Genomic DNA, 21,438 nt, shown 5'->3' with positions numbered 1-21,438 from the left:
AGCCTGCCGTGTCACTCGCCCTGCTCAGCCCTGGCCTTCCATCAGCTCCTGGATGCACCGCGCCAGATCCGCCTGCCGGAAGGGCTTGTGCAGAAGCGGGTATTCCTTGGGCAGCTTGTCCAGTTCGGCATAGCCGGTCACCAGCAGCACCGGCATCCGGGGGTGGGAGGCCTTCACCGTGGCGGCGAGCTCGGCCCCCGACATCAGGGGCATCGCCAGATCCGCCACCATCAGGTCGATCTCCTCGTCCTCCAGCGTGCGGAGGGCGGTGGGGCCGTCCCCGGCCTCCAGGATCTCGTGGCCGAGCTCCTCCAGGAAGGTCGCCGTCACCTCGCGCACGGCGGGGTCGTCATCCACCACCAGGATCCGCAGCGGCCGCGTCCGTGGCAGCGGCGTGGTGCCGGCATGGCCCTGCTCCGGACCCAGGCGGTCGGAAAGCGGCAGGAACAGCTCCACCAGCGTGCCCTGCCCCGGTCCGCTTTGCAGGCGGATGCCGCCGCCGGACTGGCGCATGAGGCCATAGACCATGGACAGGCCCAGCCCCGTGCCCTTGCCCACCTCCTTGGTGGTGAAGAAGGGCTCGAAGGCATGGCCCAGCACCTCCGGCGCCATGCCGGCGCCCGTGTCGCGCACTGAGAGCGCGGCATAGTCGCCGGGCTTCAGCTCCGGCACGCTGCCGGGCTCGACCCTGGCGCGGCGCGTGCCCAGGGTCAGGACCCCGCCTTCCGGCATGGCGTCGCGGGCGTTGATGCACAGGTTGAGAAGCGCCAGCTCCAGCTGCCCCGGGTCCACCAGGACCGGGGCGAGATCCGGGGCGAGGTCGTGCTCGATGCGGATCAGCCCGCCCAGGGTGCGGCCGAGCAGGTCCTCCATCCCCTGTACCAGCTCGTTCGCATCCACCGGCCGCAGGTCGAGGTCGCGCTGCCGGCTGAAGGAGAGCAGCCGCTGCGTCAGCCCGGAGCCGCGCTCGGCGGCGGCGATGGCGTTGCGGAGCTGCCGCTGCTGGCGGGACCCCTCGGGCGCGGCGCGCAGCGCGAGCTGCAGGTTGCCCAGGATCGCCGTCAGCAGGTTGTTGAAGTCGTGCGCCACCCCGCCCGCCATGGTGCCCAGCGCCTGCATCTTGTCCGCCTGGCGCAGCCGGGCCTCCAGGTTCCGGCGCTCGGTGATCTCGTGCTCCATGGTCACGAGGAAGGCGGGCGCGTCCTGGCGGATCACCGGCACGCGGCTCACCGAGAACCAGCGCGTCTCGCCCTCCTGGCGCTCCTCCTCCACGACCTCGGCGGAACCGCGCCGGTGCAGCGCCTCCGCCTCGATCCGCGTCAGCGCCTCGGCGGCCTCGGGGGGCAGGAAGTCCTGCTCGCGCCGGCCCAGGCTTTCCGCCACGCTGCGGCCCATCGATTCCGCCTTGGCCACGTTCAGCCGCACGAAGCGGCCCTGCGCGTCCTTGAAGGAGAGGCGGCCGGGGGAATTGTCCAGCAGCCCGTGCAACAGGCTGCGCTCGGTCTCCAGCGCGCGCGCCAGGGCCCAGCGGTCATGCGCGCTGCCCACCAGCCCGCGCAGCGCCACCGGGTCCCAGGGCTTGGGCGAATAGCCGGCGATGCGCCCCTTGTTGAGCGCCGAGACCACCGCGTCGAGATCGGCGTAGCCGGTCAGCAGCAGCGCCTCGGCATGGGTGATGTCGCGCGCCCGGGCCAGCATCTGGTCGCCGGTCATGCCCGGCATGCGCTGGTCGGACAGGATCACCGAAACGTTCGGGTCGTGCTGCAGCAGCCGCAGCGCATCGGTGGGCGAGGTGGTGGCGAGGACGTCGTACTCGTCCTCGAACAGGTCCTGCAGCGCGGTGACGATCTCCGCCTCGTCATCCACCAGCAGGATCGTGCCCCGGTGGGCGCCCCGGCGGGCATCCGGCCGTGCCGGGCCGCCCGGGCCGTGCGACGGAGGGCTGCTCATGTGGTGGCCCGCAGCGGCACGCTGATGGTGAAGCGGGCGCCGCCTTCCGGCGAGGTTCCCACGGCGATGTGCCCGTCATGCGCGCGCACGACGTTGTAGGCGATGGCGAGGCCGAGCCCGGTGCCGGAGCCGATCGGCTTGGTGGTGAAGAAGGGCTCGAAGATCCTCTCGCGCAGCTCCTCCGCCACGCCGGGGCCGGTATCGGCGATCTCGATCACGTACTGCCCGTCCGACTCGCGCGTGGCGATGGTGATGGTCCCCTGGTCCTCGATCGCATCCGCCGCGTTGCCCACGATATTCATCACCACCTGATTCAGCAGGGCGGGGGAGCAGAACAGCTCCGGCCTCGCATCGAACTGGCGCCGCACCACGATGCGGTTGGACAGCTTGTGCGTCAACAGCGCCACCACCGTCTCGATCGTTTCCGGCACGTTGAGCGTCTGGAAGCCGCTATCCTCCAGCCGCGAGAACTTGCGCAGGTTCAGCACCAGGTCCTGGATGCGCTTCAGGCCCAGCGTCATGGAATGCGAGCGCTGCAGCCCCTTCTCCACCAGCGCCTGGGCCTCCGCCTGCCCATCGACATGCGGGCCGAGCCGTTCCAGCACGCGCTCGACCGTGCCCTGGTGCGCCAGGATGAAGGCCAGGGGGTTGTTGATCTCGTGCGCGATGCCTGCCACCAGCTCGCCCAGCGAGGCCATCTTGGCGGCCTGCACCAGCTTGGCCTGGGTGTCGCGGAGCTGGCGGTTCGCTTCCTCCAGCTCCGCATTGGCGCGTGACAGCGCCTCGGCCAGCGCGGCCCGGGCCTCGGCGGCGGCGGCCTCGGCCCGCGCATGGGCCAGGGCCAGCTCCCGCCCGCGCAGCTCGGCATCGATGCGGCGGTTCTCCTCCTGCATCAGCCGGCGGCGCACCACGGTGCGGATGCGCAGCCGGATCGCCTCGGCGCTGGCGGTGGCCGAGACCAGGTCGTCCGCCCCGGCCTCGAAAACCTGGGACAGCATCTCCCGCCCCGTGCTCTCGTCGTTGCCGAGGCCCACGATCTGGAAGGACGGCCCTTCGCCCGGCCCGCTGCGCAGGGCGTTCAGGCGGCGGCACAGCGCCACGCCGTCGAAGCCCGGGCTCAGCATGGCGATCACGACGCAGTCCCAGGCGGCGCCTTCGGCCTGCACGGCGGCCAGCGCCTCCTCCGGCCCGGCGACGGCATGGACGGCGTAGCCGTCCTGCGACAGCAGGCGGCTCATCCAGGCCCTGCGGGTGGCGCTGTCCTCCACCAGCAGGATGGCGGCGCGGCGGAAGGCAGGCTGTGCCTGCGAGCCGGCGGGTGGCGGCGCCTCCTCGGCGCCTCGCGGCCGGCGGCGCAGCAGCGCCCGCAGCCGCAGCAGGATCACCTCCTGTCCCGCGGCCTTCGACACATAGGCATCGGCGCCGCTTTCCAGCCCCTGCCGCTCCAGGTCCTGCTCCCGCGCGTTGGTGAGCATCAGCACCGGAATCGCCCGGGTGCGCAGGTTCATGCGGATGCGGCGCGAGAACTCGTCGCCGTTGATGCCGGGCAGGTGGTAGTCGGCGATCACCAGATCGGGCAGCCCGTCGTTCAGCCCGTCCAGCGCCGCCTCGGCCGTGGCCGCGCGCGTCACGGCGAAGCCCTGTTGTTCCAGCATCCGGCGAAGCTGCAGGGCCTGGGTGTCGGAATCCTCGACCAGCAGGATGCTGGCGCCGGCGTTGGCTTCGCCGTTCATGCACGCGCCTCCGGCATGGCCAGGCGCAGCAGGCGCGGCGCGATCAGGTGCAGCGGCAGGCTCGCCGAGGAGCCGCCCAACCGCACCGCCGCCGCCGGCATGCCATAGACGACGGCGCTGCTCTCGTGCTCGGTGATGGTGAAGCCGCCCTGGCGCCGCAACTCCGTGAGCCCCCTCGCTCCATCCTCGCCCATGCCGGTCAGCAGGATTCCCAGCCCCCTGGTCCCGGCGGCCTCCGCCACGGACCGGAACAGCAGGTTGGCCGAGGGGCGCTGGCCGCCCACCGGGGGACCGGCGCTGACCTGCAACGGACCGGCCCGCGACAGCAGCAGGTGCCGGTCGCCGGGCGCCACATAGACATGGCCGGGCAGGGGCGTCACCCCATCGCGGCCAATTTCCACCTTCAAGGGAACGAGACCGTCCAGCCAGGCGGCGAAGCCCTCCATGAAGGGCGCCCCCATGTGCTGCACCAGCAGGAGCGGCGCCGGGAAGCCGGCGGGCAGGGCGCCGATCACCCGCGCCAGGGCCGGCGGCCCGCCGGTGGAGGCGGCCATGGCCACCACCGAGGGACGCACGGGCGCGGCGCCGGGAGGCGCCATGGGCAGGGCTTCCGGAAGGACCGGGAAGGGCGGCTCGGCGGCCCGGCCGATGGCGCGGCGCCGGATCACCGGCACCTGGCTCATGATGAAGAGCTGGGTGCAGATCTCCTCCGCGATCGCCTCGTAGTGGCGGGAGGACAGGCCGACCGGCTTCTCCACCACCGACAGCGCCCCGGCGCGCAGCGCGTTCATGGAGATGCGCAGCGAGGCATCCTCCACCGCGTCGGCGATCACCACGATCGGCGTCGGGTTCTCCTCCATGATCCGCCGCGTCGCCTCCAGCCCGTCCATGCCGGGCAGGCGGATGTCCATCGAGACGACATCGGGCCGCAGGCGCGGCAGCGAACGCAGCGCCTCCTCCGCCGATTCCACCGCCCCCACCAGCAGCAGGCGCGGGTCGCTGGCGATGATGTGCGTGAGGAGCCGGCGCACCACCAGCGAGTCCTCCACGACCATGACCCTGACGGGCAGCGTCCGTCCGGAGGGGAGCTGCCCCCGGGAGGAGCCGGGAGAGGGGGCGGCGCCGTTCACAGCAGTTGCCCGATCGTGGCCAGGAGCTCGCGCTGGTCGAACTTCTGCTTGGTGAGATAGGCCCCGGCGCCCAGTTCCAGCCCGCGCCGGATGTCCGCCTCGTCGGCGCGGGAGGTCATCAGGATCACCGGCAGCCCGGCGAGGCGCGGGTCGTTCTTGATCGCCTGCAGGAGACCGAAGCCGTCCATCCGCGGCATCTCCACATCCGCGAGCACCAGGTCGATCACCGCCTCGCCGCCGCGCAGGAGGTTCAGCGCCTCCACCCCGTCCACGGCCAGCAGGACGCGGTAGCCCTGCGCCTCCAGGATGCTCTTCTCCAGGGTCCGCGTGGTGATGGAATCGTCCACCACCAGGATACTGGCGCGCTCGCCGGCCTCCGCCTCGCCCGCCGGAGCGCCGGGACGGGGCACCAGGCCGAGCCTGTCGCTCCGGCCCCCGGCGGCCTGGCCTCCGGCATCTCCCCCGGCGCCGTGGCCCTCGCCGGTGCCGCCCATGCCGCGCAGCCAGCGGTCCATCAGCCCCTCGGGGCGCAGCAGCGGCACCAGGCTCCCCGCCGGCAGGACTAGGCCGGAGACCAGGGCGGGGTCCAGCCCCCAGCCGCCCCCCGCGCCCGCATCCACCGCCGAGACGGGCAGCGTCCGCACGTCGGAGAGCGCCTCCACCGCGAGCAGGCAGCGCCGCTCCCCGGCCCGAAGCAGGACCGCGCTCAGCTGGCCGGCCTCGGTGGGCAGCCGGGCGCCGGAGACACCGAGAAGGGAGGCGAGGTTTGTCACGGGAAGCATAACGTCCCGTCCACCCCATGCGATGCGGGTGGCGAGATGGCCTTCCGCCCATTGCAGCGCCGCCTCGGGCAGGCGCAGCAGGCGCTCCACCCCATGGGTCGGCAGGGCCAGGGGATGGCCGCCGGCCTCCAGCAGCAGCACGTTCTGCCGCGTGGCGGAAAAGGGCAGGTCGATCACCACCTCCGTCCCCCAGGGGTGGCGCCGCCGCATCAGCGCATGGCCGTGCAGCGCCCGCGCCGCCTCCGCCACCACCGACAGGCCCATGCCGCGCCCCGACAGCCGCCCCACCGCCTCGGCGGTGGAGAAGCCGGGCTCGAAGACCAGGGCGAGGAGGCGGTCCTCGGCCGGGGGTGGGGCCTCGGTGCTGCGGGCGGGCAGCAGGCCCTGGCGCACCGCCTGGGCCTCGATGCGCTCCGGGTCCGGCCCGGCGCCGTCGTCGAAGACGCGCAGCCGCAGCCGTCCACCGCCCAGTTCGACGCGCAGCCCGACCTCGCCGCGTTCCGGCTTGCCCAGGGCGCGCCGCCGCTCCGGCGCCTCGCCGCCATGCCCCACGGCGTTGCGCAGCAGGTGCAGGACCGGGTCCTTCAGCGCCTGCAGCACGCGGCGGTCGGCCTCGGTCTCCATCCCTTCCAGCCGCAGGGCGATCTCCCGGCCCTCGGAGCGGGCGAGGTCGCGCGTCATGGAGCCCAGGCCGCCGAGCACCGCCTCGGCCGGAACCAGGGAGATCCGCTCCACCCCCTGGCGCAGGCGGCGCGACAGCTGATCCGCGTTCCAGGCCGCGTCGCGGCCGTCGCGGACCAGGGCGGCGAGCTCCCGCCCCAGGCCGGACAGCGCCAGGTCGAATTCCCGCAGCCGCGCTTCCGCGCCGCCCCCGTTGGCCTTTCCGGCCTCGCCGCGCAGCTCCTGCCAGGTCCGGCGCAACCCCCGCAGCCGGCGCTCCAGCCGGCGCAGCGCCTCCGCCTGCCGATCCTGGTTCTGCAACTCCCCCGACAGCTCGTGCAGCAGGCCGGACAGGGCATCGACGCGTCCCGCTTCGACCCGCAGGTATTCGCCGCCGCCTGCCACCGGATGCCGCTCGGCGGGTGCCGGGGGGGAGGTTCCTGACGTGGAGGTTCCTGGCGTGGCGGCGGGTGCCGCCTCTTTCTCGCCGCCTTCCTCGCCGGGCCGTTCCGCCGGGCCGGGCCGGGGCGCCGCCGGGGGCGCCCCATGCGCCTCCGCCGGGGCATCCGGCGCGGCGGCGCCCAGCAGCGCGTCGAGCGCCGCCAGGGCCGCCGACGGCGGGGGCGGCCCGTCCTCCTCCGGCGCGGCGGCGAGGTGCGCGGCCACCTGGGTCTCGACCGCGTCCAGCCCCTGCTGCGCCACCGCCTGGGCCCGGGCATCCAGCGGCATCCGGCCCTCGCCCAGCCGGGAGAAGAGCGTTTCCAGCCGGTGCGCCAGCTCCTCCACCGCGGGCAGGTCCACCGCCCGGGCGGCGCCCTTCAGGCTGTGCGCGCGGCGGAAGATGTCGCGCAGGTCCAGCGGCCGCCCGGCCTCCGCCGCCGCCAGGGCGGCGCGGATGGCATCCAGGTGTTCCCGGTGCTCCACCGCGAAGGCGGCCAGCAGTTCCTGGCGGAAGTCGGACATGCGCGCGCGGCCTCTTCGCTTGCCGGTGCCGCGCTCAGAGCCGGTAGCGGTCGGCCAGCGTGACGAGCTGCTGCGCCAGCTGGCTGAGATTGCTGGCCGCCGTGTCGAGCTGCCGCGTGCTGGCCGCCGTCTGCTGGCTCGCCTGCCGGATGTTGCCCAGCGCGCCCATCACCTGCTCGATGCCGAGCTGCTGCTGGTTGGTGCTGGCGACGATCTGCTGGAAGGTCTGCACGCTCTCCTGGATGCTGCCGGTGATCTCGCGGATCGTGGCATGGGTGGTGTCGGTGCGCGCCTTGCCGGCGGAGACGCGCTTCACCGCCTCCTCCGTCAGCATCACCGAGGCGCTGATGCCGCGCTGGATGTCGCCCAGGATGGAGCGCACCTGCGAGGTCGCCTCCTTGGCCTGGTCGGCCAGGGTCTTCATCTCGGCGGCCACCACGGCGAAGGAGCGGCCCTGCTCGCCCGCCGCAGCCGCCTCGATGGCGGCGTTCAGCGCCAGCAGGTGCGAGCGTTCGGAGATGTCGTTCACCGTGGCGATGATCTCGCCGATCGCCTGGGTCTTCTCGCTCAGCGACACGATGTTCGTGGCCACGGCCTCCGCCTGCTCGCGGATCGAGTCCATGGCCAGCATCGTGTCGTCCACGGCGCGCAGCCCGGCGCTGCTGTTGCGCGCCGCCGCCTGGGCGGAGGCGATCACCTCCTGCGCCCGCTTGCCGATCTGCGTGCCGGTATGGGTGATCTCGTCGGCCGTGGCCGCGGTCTCCTGCACCGCCGCGAGCTGCTCCTCGACGCCTGCCGCCTGCTCCTGCGTGGAGGCGCGGATCTCGGCGGCGGCGGCGTTGAGGTTCTCGGTCACCTCCCGGCTCTGCCGCGTCAGTTGCCGCAGGCCCTCCACCATCCCGTTCAGCGTGGCGCCGAGCTGGCCGATCTCGTCCTTGCCCGTGGCGGCCGCGGCGCCCGACAGGTCGCCCCGGCCGACGCGGGTGACGAATTCCATGAAGGCGGAGAGCGGCGCGCTGATGGTCCGGCGCACCAGCACCGCCAGGATCACCCCGACCAGCAGGGCGAAGCCCAGCACCGCCAGCACGGAGAGGCGGCTTTCCTCATAGGTCCTGGCCACCACGGACTGCCCGGCCGCCAGGGCCTCGTCCAGCTCCGCATCGGCCTGTTGCAAAGCGGTGTCGAGATCGTGCGACAGCGCCAGGATCGGCGCCGAGGCCGCGGTCACGCCCTCCAGGTCGTTGGCGCGGATCGCCGCGAACTGCTTTTCCGTCAGGCCCCGCATCTGGCCCAGGATGCCGGCGCCGCGATCCAGGGACTGGTTCAGCCGTTGCCAGGAGCGCCGGCGGTCGTCGGAGACCGAGCTGTCGGTGAAGCGGCGGGCGCGGTCGCGGGCATCGCGGATCGCGACCTCCGAACGGCCATGGGCCTCGTTCCAGATCCGCTGGGAATCATCGTCGGGCACCGGCCGGTCCAGCCGGCGCAGCAGGAAGCGCGCCACCGCGGTGTTGCGCGCCTCCTGCACGGTCAGGCTTTCGGTGCGCACCGAATCGAGCTGGCGCATCATGGCGAGGTCGCGGGTGACGATGGTGTCCGTCGTGTCGCGCACGAGGCTGAGCTGGCTCAGCCCGTACCAGCCAAGCCCGGCCAGCATCAGGATCAGGACGACGAAGCCGAAGAGGATACGATTGGCGATCGACACGCGGATTCAGGCTCCCGCAGCGGAGGTGGCGGACAGGAAGGGTTGCAGCAGGCGGTCGGGATCGAGCAGGCCGAGCACTCTTTCCCGGGGGCCGAGCGGCCCGGCCGGGACCAGCCCGCGCCCGGCGACGGCGCCGCCTTGGTCACCGGGCCCACCGGACGGCGCGGCCAGGGGCTGTGGCGTGACCACGCCCAGCGCGCGGTCCACGCGCAGGGCCACCCGGCCCGGCCCGCCGCGCAGCAGCAGCAGGTGGCCCGCCGGGGCGTCGGCCGCCCCCTGGCCGGCAGGGGGCGGAGCGGGAGGCAGGCCGAGCATCGCCGCCAGGTCCAGCACCGCATAGGGCTGCCCGGCGCGGGCGAAGAGGCCCAGCAGCGGCGGCGGCATCACGGGCAGGCCCGCCAGGACCGTGGCCGGCTGCACGGCGAGCAGCCGCTCCAGCGGCAGGCCATAGCATTCCCGGCCGAGCGCGCAGGCCAGCATGGGGGGCAACACGGGCGCCAGGGCCGCGCCGGTTTCCCCAGCCCGGCCCTGGCGCGCAGCCAGCCGGGCCGCGCGCTCCTCCAGCAGGCGCGCGGCGCGTGCCTCGCTCAGCCCGCCTACCGCCGGAAGCGCCAGGGGCGTTTTCGTGGGGGCGGAGCCCCCCGGGCCGATTACCGGGGCGGAGCCCCCCGGGCCGATTACCGGGGCGGAGCCCCCCGGGCCGATCGCCGGGGCGGAGCCCCGTTCGGGGATTCCGTTGGTCATGGGGCCGGCATCAGGACAGGGACAGGCCGAGTTGCAGCCGGGCCAGGGCATGCAGGTTGGCAGCGGTCATCCCGTCCCCCTCCTCGACAGGCGTTTCCCCCGGCAGGGTGCGGGCGATCCGGGCGGCGGTCGCGATGGCGCGCCGCCCCTCCTGCCGCCGGCCGAGATCCAGCAGCAGCAGGCCGAGCTGGTAGTGCGCGGCCAGGAAGTTCCTGTCCAGATAGAGGGCGCGCCGCAGCGCCGCTTCCGCTTCCGCGGCCTGGCCCAGGGCGCGGGCCAGCAGGCCGTCGTAGAAGTGCATCGCCGCCTGCATCGGGTCCTCACGGATGGCCTCCGCGCAGGCGGCGCGCGCCGCCGCCGACTCGCCGCGGTTGGCCAGGCGGCGAATCCGCTCCAGCGCCGGAGTCTCCGTCCCGACCTCCGGCCCGGCCGGGATGGGCAGCCCGGGTTCCGGCAGGGGCAGGGATAGGGGTAGGGGCGGCAGCCCCGGCGGCGTGGCCCGGCCGGCCCCGACCCAGGCCGGGGGGACGAAGAGGGGCGGCGGATCGGCGGGGGCTTCCGGCCCCGAACTCTGCCACGGCATTCTCCAGGCCTGGCCCGATGACGGGCTCCAGGGCTGGGCGGCGGGAGGCGGCGCAGGGGCCGCCCAGGCCGGTGCTTCCTCTCCACCGGCTCCGGGTGCCGCCTGGGGCGGGAGGGCGGGTGCCGCGGGGCGGCGGCGGTAGGCAACGGTGCCCGGCAGTTGCTCCACCGACAGGAAGGCGGCGAAGGCCGGGTTGGGTTCGGCATGGCCCAGCAGCATCCAGCCTTCCGGCGCCAGCCTCTCCCCCATGGCGCGGACCAGCCGTGCCACGGTGTCGGGGTGGAAATAGATCAGCACGTTGCGGCACAGGATGAGGTCGAAGCCGCTCAGGTCCAGCGGCGCGGCGGGGTCCAGCAGGGACAGGAGATTGTGCCGTTCGAACCGCACCAGGGAGCGGAAGGGCGGCCGCAGCCGCCAGCTTCGTCCGGACGGGTCGGGCAGGAAGTCCTGCGCCCTTTCCTCGGCCGGCAGGCTGCGCAGCGCCCAGGCGCTGAAGCGGGCCTCCCGGGCCGCGGCCAGGAAGGATTCGTTGATGTCGGTGCCCAGGATGCGGCAGCGCCAGTCGCCGATCTCCCGGCCCAGCAGGCGGTGCAGCAGGATCGCGATGGAATAGGGCTCCGCCCCGGTGGCGCAGCCGGCGCTCCAGATCCGCAGCTGCCGCGTCGCGCGGTTGCGCCGGATCAGCTCGGGCAGGATGCGTTCCCGCAGGGCGGCGAACTGCTCCGCGTAGCGGAAGAAGAAGGTCTCGCCGATGGTGATCTCGGCTTCCAGCGCCGACCATTCGGCCTCGCCATGCGCGGGATCGTCCAGGCGGCGGAGATAGGCCTCGCTGGAGGAAGAGGCCGTGGCGCGCATCCGGCGCAGCAGGCGTTCCCAGAGAAGCTCGTCCTTGTCCTGGTAGTAGAAGTGCCCGGTGCGCCGGATGATGCGGCCCTTGAGTTCGAGGAAGGCCGCGTCCGGCAGCAGCGACGGCGGGCCGGGGTGGGCGCTCATGACCGCGCGGCCCATTCCTCCAGGCGGCGCCGGGCCTGCCCTTCCAGTTCCGCCAGGGTGGCGCGCTCGCGTTCCATCAGCAGCCGCTCCGGTGCCAGGAGGCGGGCGAAGCCGTCGGGCAGTGAGACCTCGGCCTCGGCACAGCCATTCAGGCTCTGCTCCGCCGGCAGCGGCTGCAGGCTTTCCCGCGGCACCCGCACCACGTCCAGCACCCGGTCCACCAGCAGCGCGAGGCGCTCCCGCCCGTGGCCGAGCAGGATCAGGTGCCGGTAGATGCCGGTCGCGGCATCATCCTCCGCCGGCAACGCCGCCTCCGGCTCCAGCAGGCGCGACAGGCGCAGCACCGCCACCGCCTCTCCCCCCAGGTTCAGGAAGCCGGCCAGGAGCCGCGGCAGTCCGGGCGGGGTCCAGAGGCGCGGCAGGGGCAGCAGCTCCCGCACCGCCTCCCGTCGCAGGGCCAGCCGCGCCCCCCCTTGCGGGTCCCCGGCGGCGAAGAGCACCAGCTGCTCGGTCCGGGCAAGGGACAGGTTCGGATCGGACAGGGAGGCGACCAAGGGAGAAGAGGGCTCCGCAGCATGGCTGGCAGGTGGCGGATCGTCGCAGGCCAGGGATCGGGCCAGCATGCCACAGCCGGGCGGATGCCTCCAAGAAGCTACTGAAAAGTGTGCCGCTGTCGGGAAAATTAACCACTGGTCGAGATTCCGGCGTGAGAAACGGCCTTTCCAGCATGTGTCCAAGGGCGGGCCACACGGTGCGGATCTCCCCGCGGGACGCGGGCACAAGTACCCTGGGCGGACGCGGCAAGCGTAACGAACCGCCTGGGCGTCCACCGGCCATGGTTTGCTGGTGGACTCCTCGACGGCTCGCAAGTAACCGTCAGGCGCCCGCAAGGGTGTCCCGTGGTGGGACGGGCGGAGGGATGCGAACTTCCGGACTGTCAGGTCTGGATGCCCTCCGCCCGCCATTTCCCGTCACGCACATCCGCCCGTGATCGCCGCACGAGTCGATATCCAAAAATAGAGACGAAAAGCGCCGATACGCGGGCTGACGATATTTATTTGGCAAAGCAAAGCCGCAGTACACACGTATAGATGGAAGTATCTGTGGATGTTCCTGCTATAGTAGCGTGATATAACAATCACGTTACTTTAAAGCACAGGGCGCCAAGGGGGCGCGCATCAAAATGAGCGCATGGTTCTACCAATTTGGCAGGATCGAAATCTTCGCACAATGGAACCGTCCTGAAATGGCGATGTTCGCGTTCTTGCAACATTTACGGAATGCGTGGCAGATTTGGCTCTGGAGACTCGAAATTACGCTCAGTCGAGCGGTAGCAAAGGGCGAAGGAAATGCTTGCGACAGTCCCGAAGTCGAAATCATTAGGTAGTATCCTCGCGGTCCTCGGCATCGTGAGGAAGAGCCACCCCACGATGACCGTGGAAAATCTCATGGTTTTGCTCAAGGTGGCTCAGAACCCCGACATTCGGCAGAGCGATCTGGCTAAGGACATGGAGATGTCCCCTTCCGTCTCATCGCGGAACATCGCGGAACTGTCCGAAGTCAAGCTGCATGGGCAGCCCGGCCTGGGCTTCTTGGATAGCCGTCCGGACATCATGGATCGGCGCCACAAGCAACTGTCACTCACCAAGGACGGGGAGAAGTTCGTCTCGCGCCTAGAGGCTGTTGTGGACTGACGTGAGGGCCAGATTTGCGGGATGACCCGCAAGTCCTATCCGTCCGACGTATCTGATGAGGAATGGGCGTTGGTTGCGCCCTATCTGGTGCTGCTGCCCGAGGCGTCGGGGCAGCGGCGCCATGCCTTGCGCGAGGTGTTCAACGGGCTGCGCTACGTGGTCAAGACGGGCGCGCCCTGGCGCTGGATGCCCAATGACCTGCCACCATGGGACATCGTCTACGCCCAGGCCCGGCGCTGGCTGGCGGCGGAGGTGTTCGAGGCGATCGTGCACGACCTGCGGGCCGTGCTGCGGCTGGAGGCAGGCCGCGCGGCCGAGCCGACGGCGGCGGTGCTGGACAGCCGGACGCTCCGATCCACCCCCGAGAGTGGGGCCAGGGCGGGCTACGACGGGGCCAAGCGCAAGCGGGGCTCGAAGGTGCATGCGGCCGTCGATACGCTCGGCCACCTTCTGGCGCTGCACGTCACGCCGGCCACCGCCGACGACCGTGCCGAGGTCGGGCGCCTGGCCGACGCCGTCCAGAATGCCACCGGCGAGAGCGTCGAGATCGCCTTCGTGGACCAGGGCTATACCGGTCCGAAGCCCTCTGAGGCTGCCGCCAGGCACGGCATTCAGCTCGAGGTCGTCCGCCACCACGAGGCCAAGCGCGGCTTCGTCCTCCTGCCCAGGCGTTGGGTGGTGGAACGCTCCTTCGCCTGGGCTACCCGCTTCCGACGCCTCGTCCGCGACTATGAACGCCTGCCCGAAACACTCGCAGGCCTCCATCTCGTCGCCTTTGCTTGCCTCATGCTCAAGCACCTCACCTCAATCACCCAGGTCCACAACAGCCTCTAGAGAACCTGCTCTCCCGCTCCTGACGTAGCCGTCCGCCCGGTCGCACGGGCGTCCCCACCACGAGGAGAAGTATCATGGCTGTCCGCGCACGCGGCACAGGCTGGACCGCCGACATTGCCCATAGGGGCAAGCGGTGGCGCAAGGATTTCGACACCAAGAACGCCGCCGAAGTCTGGTTCCTTGAGAACCTCGCTCGGGTGAAGAAAGGCGAGATGCCCGAGATGGGCGGCTCCGCCTCTACCACCCGCAGCGCCGTCCCGGTGGGCACCCTCCGGCACGCGAAAGACGCGGCGCACGACAGGTGGTGGAAGCTGAACCGCTCGGTGGTCCCCACTCTGCGCCTGGCTGATGAAGCGCTGGCATATTTCGGAGAGAGCACTCCCTGCGCGGATATAACCACCGCACAGATCGACGCCTGGACGGATGCCCTGCGCGCCAGGGGCCTCTCCGGGAGCAGCATCAACCACCGGCTCGCCGTCATCTCCAAGATGCTCCGGGCCGCCGCCACCAAGGGGTGGATCTCCTCCAAGCCCGTGATCGAGAGGGCCACTCCGGCGCCTGGGCGCGTCCGCTGGCTCACCGAGGCGGAGGAGGAGAGGCTCCTGGCGGCGCTCCTGCGTCACGGGTGGACCGCAGAGGCGCGCCTCACCCGCTTTCTGATCGAGGAGGGGTGCCGCATCGGGGAAGCGTTGTCCCTGGTGGAAGGGCATTTCGAGGCGCGCAAGCGCGTCACCTTCTGGAAGACCAAGAACGGGAAGCCGCGCACTGTCCCGCTGACGAAGCGCGCCCTGGAGTACCTGCCGCCCTTCTCAGGCGACAAGGAGGCCAGCGTCTTTGGGCTGACCTACTACGGGTTCGAGAGCCGCTTTCACAAGGCGCGCAAGGAGGCCGGGCCGGGGGACGATGTGGTGATCCACACCCTCCGGCACACCTCGTGCAGCCGCAAGGTGCGGGACGGAATGCTCCTCCTGGCCGTGAAGGATTGGCACGGCCACTCCTCCCTGGCCGTCACCGAACGCTATGCCCACCTCGCGCCCCACATGCTGGAGAACGAGTTAAGCAGGCTGGAGCAGGCCCTCCTCGGGACGCAGGAGGCCGCCTTATGAAGCCGTGCCGAGGCGGCTGCGGGGAGACTGATCCTGCGGCCTTTGGGTCGGACAAGGGGCGCCCTTCGGGGCGCGCCATCTATTGCCGGGCATGCATGGCAGCCCGGACACGCGCCTACCGGATCGCCCATCCGGAGCAGCGCGACCGGCGCGGGGAGAAGGAGAAGAAGAAGTTCTCCCCGGATACCGTGGCTGCCGCCATCAACGCGGCCCAGGTTCGCGCCAGGAGAAAGGGCCTCCCCTGCACCATTCGTAGAGACAACCTGCCGCCCCTTCCGGATGTGTGTCCCATCCTGGGGATACCCCTCCAACGCGGGAAGGGGCGCCCCCTCGACAGTAGCCCCAGCCTCGACCGCATCGTCCCGCACCTCGGGTACGTTCCCGGAAACGTCCGGTGGGTATCGCACAGGTTCAACCGGCTCCGCTCCAACATGACCGAGGCGGAGGCGGAGGCTATTCTGGCGGACTTCCGCGCGCTAAGGGGTGCGGACGAGGGCGTGTCTCAGTGTCTCGACGTGAGACAAGGCGAGAGACAGAGACAATGTTGTCGCTGCCTGCGTGGCGGAACGGTAGACGCACCGGCCTTAAAAGCCGTTTCCCTTCAAGGGAGTACGGGTTCAAATCCCGTCGCAGGTACTCCCCTTCCGAACCACCTTCCGACTTAAAATTGTTAGCCTTCAGTGGCTTGCCGGTTCGAATCCGGCCGCCCGCATCCCCCGGCGCGACGCGGACCAAGCCTGCGAACCCCGCTTCCGGGATGAGCGTCCCATCGCCCGCATCTCTGGCCGGGCCAAACGGGGCGGGGCATCTCACCCGTCCGCAGGGCTCCGCCGCTCCATCCCGGACCGGCTCCAGTGGAACATCAGCTCGTGCTTGTTGTAGGCGCCATGGGTCAGGCGGGCGCCTGGAATAGCGGCGAATTCGGACGCCGTGTCGTGGTCCGTGCCGCCCTGGAACTTGATGGTGCAGAGCATGTGCCGCGCCTTGCCGGCCTCGATCCAGCGCCGCACCAGCCCGAGCAGCCGGGCCGGGTAGCAGATCACGTCGCTCAGCAGCCAGTCCACTTCCGGATGCGTGCGCGGGTCCAGGCCGAAGGCGCTTTCCTGCCGCACCGAGACGCCGGGCATGGCGGCCACGCGCGGGTCGAGCGGAGCCTTGTCCACCGCCACCACCTGCGCGCCCAGCTTCGCCAGCGCCCAGGTCCAGCCCCCGGGGCAGGCGCCGAGGTCGAGGCAGGCATCGCCCGGGCCGGGCCAGTGGCGGGCCGCCAGAAAGGCCTCCCAGAGCTTCAGATAGGCGCGGCTGGGCGGCCCCTCGTGATCCTCCACCAGCACCGGCGCGCCGGCGGGATAGGGGCTGGTCTTCTCCGGGCTGGCCAGCATCAGGTCCGGCCGCAGCAGCGTCCATCCCCCGAGCGGCGCGGTGGGGACGGGGGCGGGGAAGGCTACGGGCTTCGCCTTGACCGGGGGCAGGGCCGCCTCGATCAGCGCGGCGCGGCGATGGTTTCCCGTGGAGCACAGGGCCCAGTTGCGCTGGATGCCGCGCAGCGCCCCGGCGGCGCCCTTGATCGAGGGAACCGGCAGCAGCCGGGGTGCCGTCCAGATGTCCAGTGCCCAGGGGCATTCCACCGGCGCGTCGGGCGAGAGGGCCAGATCCCCCTGCCAGGCCGACAGGCGGGCACCGGCCCGGCGCAGCGTTTCCTCCAGATCCGCCTCGAAGCCCGGATGCGCGCGATAGGCGGCCCGGATCACGGGCAGCGGGGCGGTATCGGCCGGGACATCCGCTGGAACGGGCCGTGACGGGGCGCGGGAGGAGGTCATGACGGCCGCCATTACCCCGGCAGGCCGCCGCCGTCAGCCCGCCTGAACGGAGACGGGCGCCAGAGAAGGGTATACGGAAGGATGTCGGATCGGGCGCCATGCGGCAGGCGTCGGGCGGCGAAGGGAGGCGGGAAACCGGCAGGAGGCCGTGGAGAACAGCCCCGCTGCGATGCGGAGGGGCGGGGCACGGCATCGCGCGGGAAGTGCCGCGGCGCCCGGCAACCGCAACCTTGCTCCGCTCGTTCTGCTCCCGGTCCGGGCAAGCCGTCCCGCCGGCCGGACCGCGACCGGAACGAGGTTTGGTGACATGCTGCGCAGGATCTGGGCCCTGATCATGGACACGGTGAACGGCTACATCGCCGATTCCTGTCTCAGCCGTGGCGCGTCGATCGCGTACTACACCATCTTCTCCGTGGCGCCGCTGATGGTCATCGCCACCGCCATCGCCGGCTTCTTCTTCGGCGAGGAAGCGGTGCGTGGCGCGCTGGACGACCAGCTGCGCGGCCTGATCGGGGACCAGGGGGCCGCCACCATCCAGGACATGGTCCGGGGCGCCAGCGACGGCACCAGCGGCACCATTGCCACCGTGGTCGGGCTCGTGACCCTGTTGCTGACCGCCAGCGGCGTGTTCGGCGAGCTCCAGGGCGCGCTCAACGCCATCTGGAAGGTCGAGCCCGACGCGGACGAGGACACCACCGAAACCGTCAGCCGGCTGTTGCGCGCCAAGGCGGCCAGCATGGGGCTGGTCGCCGCCACTGGCTTCATCCTGCTGGTCTCGCTGGCGGTCAGCGCCGGCATCTCGATGGTCAGCACCTGGCTCCGGGGCGGTGCGCCCGAGATCACGCTGCTGATGTCGCTGGTGAACTTCGTGATCTCGCTGGGCATCATCGCGCTGCTCTTCGGCGCCATGTACAAGATCCTGCCGGACCGCAGCCTGCCCTGGCGCGACGTGGCGATCGGCGCCTTCGTGACCGCGCTGCTCTTCACTCTCGGCAAGTCGGTGATCGGCTGGTATCTGGGCAGCAGCAACATGGCCACGACCTATGGCGCGGCCAGTTCCGTGATGATCGTGCTGCTCTGGGTCTACTACTCCTCTCAGATCTTCCTGCTGGGCGCCGAGTTCACCCGTGCCTATGCCGGGCTGGAAGGCAGCCAGCAGCAGGCACCGGTACCGGCGGACCCGAAGGCGGCGGACCCGAAGGCGGCGGAGCGGAAGGTGGCGGCCCCGGCTCCGGCTTCCAGCATTGTCCAGCCGGCCCCGCTGGTGGCGCGGGAGGGCACCTTGTGGCGGGTGGCGGGTGTGCTGGGCGTCACCCTGGCGGCCGGGCGCGAGATCCGCCACGGCCGCCGCCCCTGGCTGGGCCTGTTCCGGCGCTCGGCGGGCGGCTAGGGGCCACCCCGTCATTTCGTGATACGCTCGCCAGCCATTGCTGGAGCATCACACATGACAGGGCCATCCGGGCGGCAACACCTGTGACCCACTTCTCTTCCAGGGGCGGCGCCATGGAACAGCGGGTCGCGCTCTTCATCGATTTCGACAACGTCTTCAGCGCGCTCTGCCTGCAGGCACCCGAGGCGGCGGAAATCTTCGTGGCCGAGCCCGGACGCTGGCTCGACTGGATCGCGCAGCGTCACGCGCCGCAGCCGGGACGCGGCATGACGCCGCCCACCGTGCAGCGGCGTATCCTTGTGCGGCGCTGCTATCTCAATCCGGTCGGCTCCCTGGTTCTGCCCGATGGCGAGCGGGTGTTCTTCGGCAGCTTCCGCGACAAGCTGGTGCGCGCTGGGTTCCAGATCACCGAATGCCCGCCGCTGACCCGTGGCGGCAAGACCAGCGCCGACATCGTGCTGGTCATGGACGTTCTGGATGCGCTTGGCCACGCCACGCGCTTCGACGAGTTCGTGCTGGTGTCGAGCGATGCCGACTTCACGCCGGTGCTGCACCGTCTGCGCGCGCATGACCGGCGCACCGTCGTGGTCGCGGTCGGCAACGCCGCCGAAGCCTACCGCGCCGCGGCCGACGAGGTGGTCGGCAGCGACGTCTTCGTCGGGCAGGCCCTGGGCTGGAGCCAGGAGAGGCGTGCCACCCCCGCCCAGGCGGCACCCCCCGCGGCCGGCGGGCCACCGCCGGTCCCGGAGCAGGGTGGGCTGGACATTCCGGGAGGGGACCCCGCCGCCCCGCGCGAGGCCATCCTGTCGCTGGTGATGGAGGAGCTTGCCCACGCCCCTGCGCCGCTGCACCTGCCGGCCCTGGGCAAGCGCCTGCAGGCACGGCTGGGGCCGATGCTGCGGAGCTCGGCCTATGGCGGTGCCGGCAGCCTGGGCCGCCTGCTGGCCACCGCGGGCGACCCGCGCCTCGAACTCATCCCCGGCGCCGGCGGAGGCTGGCTGCGCGATCCCGCCCGGCATCCGCCCGTCTCCCGAGACTGATACCGGGCACGGCCCCGCCCGGCACGGTCCGCCGGGGCCATCATGCCATGAGCAGCAGGGCCGAGCCGGCCAGGGCGGCAACGGCCGGGGCGATCACCAGGCGCGGGGCGTAGGACAGCAGCAAGGCCAGCATCAGCGTTGCCGCGGTCAGCAGGCCGAGCCAGAGCGTGATGCCGGGCCCGGCCCCATGGGCGGGCAGCAGCGGCAGGAGCGATCCCGCCAGTAGCAGCCATCCCCCGGCGGCAAGGCCGAGGCGCCGCCGCCGGGGGATACGCCGTACCCCGAAGACCTGCTCGTGGTGGCGCTCCATCGCCAGGCAGAGCCCGGTGAAGCCGGCATAGGCCAGGGTGAAGCTCAGGGGAGCCAAGCTCAGCGGGGCCAAGCTCAGGCCGGTCATGATCCGGCCTTCGCGGGGAGGGTTGCCGCCGGGGTGCCTTGGGCGGTCCGCGGCCTTGGCGGCGCGGCGCGGTGCCGAGCCACCTTCCAGGCGATGGCGCCCAGGCCCAGGCCGAAGGCCAGCAGGCCGAGATCGAACCAGGCGCGCACCCAGTCCCCCTGGGCCAGGGTCTCCGGCAGGGGGCGTTGCCCCAGCAGCAGGTTCCCGGCCGGCAGGGCCGCGAAGAGCAGGGCTGCCAGGGTGAACTGGTCCACCCAGCCCCGCCGTCCGCGCCGCAGCAGCGGGTGCAGGAGGCAGGCGCCCCAGGCGATGAAGAAGACATGGATCTCCCACCCGGCGCGCCCGTCCATTCCGGCCGGCAGCAGCCGGTTGGCCCAGAGGAAGGCCCCCATGGCCACGGGCAGGCCGCCGATGGCCGCGAGGTTCAGGTGCTCGACCAGCCGCGTGCCCAGGCCCGGCCCGCCCGTCTTCGCAGCCTGCTGCCGCTGCTTGACGGCCCAAAGCAGGCAGCCCGTGGCCACCATCGCCGTGCCGGCGAGGCCGGACAGGATGAACAGGCCGCGCAGCAGGGGGCCGGCGAAACGGCCGAGATGCAGGCCATACATCACGCCCCGCGTTTCCATCACGGCGCTCGCCTGGTCCTGGGCGGAGATCAGCCTGCCGGTCGCGCCCTCGAAGAGCAGGCTCTGCATGGCGGTGGAGATGCGGTCGGCATCGCGCCGGACCAGCTGGACCGTGGCGCTGGCGTCGCCGGCATTGGTCACCGTGATGCGCCCCACCTGCCCGCCCTGCCAGCGCTGCGTGGCCTGTTCCAGCAGCGGCGCCAGCGGAACCAGTGGCGCCGCCTGCCCGGACGGGCGGGCGGCGGGCGGGCTGCCGAAGAGGTCGGCGCCGAAGGCGTTGCGCCCCCCGGGATAGGAGCGGTCGATGCCCCAGGGCATGAGCATCAGCATGAAGATGACCAGCCCCGTATAGGTGATCATCAGGTGGTAGGGCAGCGCGAGCACGGCGCCGAGATTGTGCGCGTCCAGCCAGGAACGCTGGCCCTTGCCGGGGCGGAAGGTGAAGAAGTCGGCGAAGATGCGGCGGTGGGTGATGACGCCGCTGACGATGGCCACCAGCATGAACAGCGTGCAGACGCAGATGATCCAGCGCCCCCACAGCACGCTCATGTAGTGCAGCTCGAAATGGAAGCGGTAGAAGAAGTCGCCGCCCATGGTGTCCCGCACCTCGGCCGGCCGGCCGGTGGCGGGATCGAGCAGCGCGCTCCGGAAGCCACGCCCGGAGGCCGCCGGCGCCCTCCAGGCGACGCGGGTCACGCCTTCCCGCTCGTCGGGCAGGGTGATGAACCAGGCGGGCGAGCGCGGGGCCTCGGCCTGCAGATAGGCCATGGCCGCGACGGCCGCGTCCTGGGTGCCGGTGGTGGAGCGCACGATTTCCGGCCGCATCCAGTAGGAGATCTCGGGCCGCAGATAGGCGGCCGTGCCGGTCAGGAAGACGGCGAAGAGGACCCAGCCGACCAGCAGGCCAGACCAGGTGTGCAGCCAGGCCATGCACTGGCGGAACCCGTCCTTCACGATGCACCCCCCTGAAGCAGGAGCAGGCCGAGAAGCGGCGCCGCCGCGAGGGCGAGGCCGATCCAGGCGCGCAGGGCCGAGCCCGCGGCGAAGACCCAGACGATCGCGCCGGCATGGACCGCGAAGCTCCCCATCATCCCCGCCAGCACCGCGTCCATGCGCGCCATGGGCAGCGTGGCGACGGCGGTGGCGAAGAGGGCGGACAGGGCATAGCCGCCGGGCAGGGCCGCCAGGACGCGCAGGAGGATATCCAGCCTGCGGCGTCCCTCCGGCCCCATCTCCCTGACGGGCCGCAGCCAGGGGACGGAGGGAAGGGTGCCGCCCCGCCGCATCGCCGCCA

General features: G+C 71.7%; 17 protein-coding genes and 1 tRNA gene. 6 read left to right on the top strand and 12 right to left on the bottom strand.

The window, feature by feature from the left end:
• Positions 1-24: 24 nt before the first annotated feature.
• From CTJ15_RS16400 to CTJ15_RS16365, 8 genes are all read right to left on the bottom strand, one after another.
• A complete protein-coding gene (locus CTJ15_RS16400) occupies positions 25-1,950 on the bottom strand; it encodes a response regulator (RefSeq protein ID WP_058390368.1) in 1,926 nt (641 codons plus the stop codon).
• A complete protein-coding gene (locus CTJ15_RS16395) occupies positions 1,947-3,683 on the bottom strand; it encodes a response regulator (protein WP_099781709.1) in 1,737 nt (578 codons plus the stop codon). The genes CTJ15_RS16400 and CTJ15_RS16395 overlap by 4 nt, the downstream gene beginning before the upstream one ends.
• The gene (gene cheB, locus CTJ15_RS16390; RefSeq protein ID WP_099781708.1) at positions 3,680-4,738 is read right to left on the bottom strand and encodes a chemotaxis-specific protein-glutamate methyltransferase CheB; all 1,059 of its coding nucleotides are present in this window, start codon (positions 4,736-4,738) and stop codon (positions 3,680-3,682) included. Before cheB ends, CTJ15_RS16395 begins: the two co-directional genes overlap by 4 nt.
• A 71-nt stretch (positions 4,739-4,809) precedes the next feature.
• Complete coding sequence (locus tag CTJ15_RS16385; RefSeq protein ID WP_099781707.1) at positions 4,810-7,218, bottom strand: response regulator; 2,409 nt, start codon at positions 7,216-7,218, stop codon at positions 4,810-4,812.
• Positions 7,219-7,252: 34 nt separating this feature from the next.
• A complete protein-coding gene (locus tag CTJ15_RS16380) occupies positions 7,253-8,920 on the bottom strand; it encodes a methyl-accepting chemotaxis protein (protein WP_019462183.1) in 1,668 nt (555 codons plus the stop codon).
• A gap of 6 nt (positions 8,921-8,926) precedes the next feature.
• Positions 8,927-9,664, bottom strand: coding sequence for a chemotaxis protein CheW (locus CTJ15_RS16375; protein WP_075823377.1), 738 nt, complete (start codon positions 9,662-9,664; stop codon positions 8,927-8,929).
• A gap of 10 nt (positions 9,665-9,674) precedes the next feature.
• Positions 9,675-11,240: a protein-glutamate O-methyltransferase CheR gene (locus tag CTJ15_RS16370; protein WP_226945963.1), complete on the bottom strand. Its 1,566-nt coding sequence runs from the start codon at positions 11,238-11,240 to the stop codon at positions 9,675-9,677.
• Complete coding sequence (locus CTJ15_RS16365; protein ID WP_226945962.1) at positions 11,237-11,863, bottom strand: chemotaxis protein CheW; 627 nt, start codon at positions 11,861-11,863, stop codon at positions 11,237-11,239. The genes CTJ15_RS16370 and CTJ15_RS16365 overlap by 4 nt, the downstream gene beginning before the upstream one ends.
• Before the next feature lie 726 nt (positions 11,864-12,589).
• On the opposite strand from CTJ15_RS16365, the gene CTJ15_RS16360 reads away from it, so the two are divergent.
• From CTJ15_RS16360 to CTJ15_RS16345, 4 genes are all read left to right on the top strand, one after another.
• Complete coding sequence (locus tag CTJ15_RS16360; RefSeq protein WP_151904049.1) at positions 12,590-12,934, top strand: hypothetical protein; 345 nt, start codon at positions 12,590-12,592, stop codon at positions 12,932-12,934.
• A gap of 21 nt (positions 12,935-12,955) precedes the next feature.
• Positions 12,956-13,768 carry an IS5 family transposase gene (locus tag CTJ15_RS16355; RefSeq protein WP_027281464.1) on the top strand — a complete coding sequence of 271 codons (813 nt, stop codon included), beginning with the start codon at positions 12,956-12,958 and terminating at the stop codon, positions 13,766-13,768.
• A gap of 74 nt (positions 13,769-13,842) precedes the next feature.
• Entirely contained in the window at positions 13,843-14,874 is a 1,032-nt protein-coding gene (locus CTJ15_RS16350) for a site-specific integrase (RefSeq protein ID WP_075823054.1), read from the top strand.
• Between the two features lie 552 nt (positions 14,875-15,426).
• Positions 15,427-15,510 (top strand) — tRNA-Leu (locus tag CTJ15_RS16345).
• 173 nt (positions 15,511-15,683) lie between these two features.
• Here CTJ15_RS16345 and CTJ15_RS16340 read toward each other — a convergent pair.
• Entirely contained in the window at positions 15,684-16,694 is a 1,011-nt protein-coding gene (locus CTJ15_RS16340; RefSeq protein ID WP_099782180.1) for an SAM-dependent methyltransferase, read from the bottom strand.
• A gap of 307 nt (positions 16,695-17,001) precedes the next feature.
• On the opposite strand from CTJ15_RS16340, the gene CTJ15_RS16335 reads away from it, so the two are divergent.
• Both CTJ15_RS16335 and CTJ15_RS16330 read left to right on the top strand, forming a co-directional pair.
• Positions 17,002-18,084, top strand: coding sequence for a YihY/virulence factor BrkB family protein (locus CTJ15_RS16335; RefSeq protein ID WP_019462188.1), 1,083 nt, complete (start codon positions 17,002-17,004; stop codon positions 18,082-18,084).
• Positions 18,085-18,197: 113 nt separating this feature from the next.
• Positions 18,198-19,124 (top strand): NYN domain-containing protein, encoded by a 927-nt coding sequence (locus CTJ15_RS16330; protein ID WP_099781704.1) that lies wholly within the window; start codon positions 18,198-18,200, stop codon positions 19,122-19,124.
• Between the two features lie 40 nt (positions 19,125-19,164).
• Here CTJ15_RS16330 and CTJ15_RS16325 read toward each other — a convergent pair whose 3' ends face one another.
• Genes CTJ15_RS16325 through CTJ15_RS16315 form a run of 3 tightly spaced genes read right to left on the bottom strand, consistent with a single transcriptional unit; the run spans position 19,165 to position 21,430 of the window.
• Entirely contained in the window at positions 19,165-19,521 is a 357-nt protein-coding gene (locus CTJ15_RS16325) for a DUF3325 domain-containing protein (RefSeq protein ID WP_099781703.1), read from the bottom strand.
• Positions 19,518-21,098 (bottom strand): PepSY domain-containing protein, encoded by a 1,581-nt coding sequence (locus tag CTJ15_RS16320; RefSeq protein WP_226945961.1) that lies wholly within the window; start codon positions 21,096-21,098, stop codon positions 19,518-19,520. The genes CTJ15_RS16325 and CTJ15_RS16320 overlap by 4 nt, the downstream gene beginning before the upstream one ends.
• A complete protein-coding gene (locus CTJ15_RS16315) occupies positions 21,095-21,430 on the bottom strand; it encodes a DUF3649 domain-containing protein (protein ID WP_019462192.1) in 336 nt (111 codons plus the stop codon). Before CTJ15_RS16315 ends, CTJ15_RS16320 begins: the two co-directional genes overlap by 4 nt.
• Positions 21,431-21,438: the final 8 nt, after the last annotated feature.

Source organism: Roseomonas sp. FDAARGOS_362, from assembly GCF_002754815.1.
Classification (GTDB): Bacteria; Pseudomonadota; Alphaproteobacteria; order Acetobacterales; family Acetobacteraceae; genus Roseomonas; species Roseomonas mucosa.
The sequence above is the reverse complement of the archived record's forward strand: the minus strand, read 5'-3'. Positions and strand labels throughout refer to the sequence as shown.

Excerpts from the sequence above, each read along its gene's own strand:
- CTJ15_RS16315 (WP_019462192.1), bottom strand. The coding sequence starts at position 21,430 with ATGCGGCGGGGCGGCACCCTTCCCTCCGTCCCCTGGCTGCGGCCCGTC.
- CTJ15_RS16400 (WP_058390368.1), bottom strand. The coding sequence starts at position 1,950 with ATGAGCAGCCCTCCGTCGCACGGCCCGGGCGGCCCGGCACGGCCGGAT.
- cheB (WP_099781708.1), bottom strand. The coding sequence starts at position 4,738 with ATGGTCGTGGAGGACTCGCTGGTGGTGCGCCGGCTCCTCACGCACATC.
- CTJ15_RS16385 (WP_099781707.1), bottom strand. The coding sequence starts at position 7,218 with ATGTCCGACTTCCGCCAGGAACTGCTGGCCGCCTTCGCGGTGGAGCAC.
- CTJ15_RS16325 (WP_099781703.1), bottom strand. The coding sequence starts at position 19,521 with ATGACCGGCCTGAGCTTGGCCCCGCTGAGCTTGGCTCCCCTGAGCTTC.
- CTJ15_RS16355 (WP_027281464.1), top strand. The coding sequence starts at position 12,956 with ATGACCCGCAAGTCCTATCCGTCCGACGTATCTGATGAGGAATGGGCG.
- CTJ15_RS16350 (WP_075823054.1), top strand. The coding sequence starts at position 13,843 with ATGGCTGTCCGCGCACGCGGCACAGGCTGGACCGCCGACATTGCCCAT.
- CTJ15_RS16375 (WP_075823377.1), bottom strand. The coding sequence starts at position 9,664 with ATGACCAACGGAATCCCCGAACGGGGCTCCGCCCCGGCGATCGGCCCG.
- CTJ15_RS16335 (WP_019462188.1), top strand. The coding sequence starts at position 17,002 with ATGCTGCGCAGGATCTGGGCCCTGATCATGGACACGGTGAACGGCTAC.
- CTJ15_RS16365 (WP_226945962.1), bottom strand. The coding sequence starts at position 11,863 with ATGCTGGCCCGATCCCTGGCCTGCGACGATCCGCCACCTGCCAGCCAT.
- CTJ15_RS16370 (WP_226945963.1), bottom strand. The coding sequence starts at position 11,240 with ATGAGCGCCCACCCCGGCCCGCCGTCGCTGCTGCCGGACGCGGCCTTC.
- CTJ15_RS16340 (WP_099782180.1), bottom strand. The coding sequence starts at position 16,694 with ATGACCTCCTCCCGCGCCCCGTCACGGCCCGTTCCAGCGGATGTCCCG.
- CTJ15_RS16330 (WP_099781704.1), top strand. The coding sequence starts at position 18,198 with ATGGAACAGCGGGTCGCGCTCTTCATCGATTTCGACAACGTCTTCAGC.
- CTJ15_RS16395 (WP_099781709.1), bottom strand. The coding sequence starts at position 3,683 with ATGAACGGCGAAGCCAACGCCGGCGCCAGCATCCTGCTGGTCGAGGAT.
- CTJ15_RS16360 (WP_151904049.1), top strand. The coding sequence starts at position 12,590 with ATGCTTGCGACAGTCCCGAAGTCGAAATCATTAGGTAGTATCCTCGCG.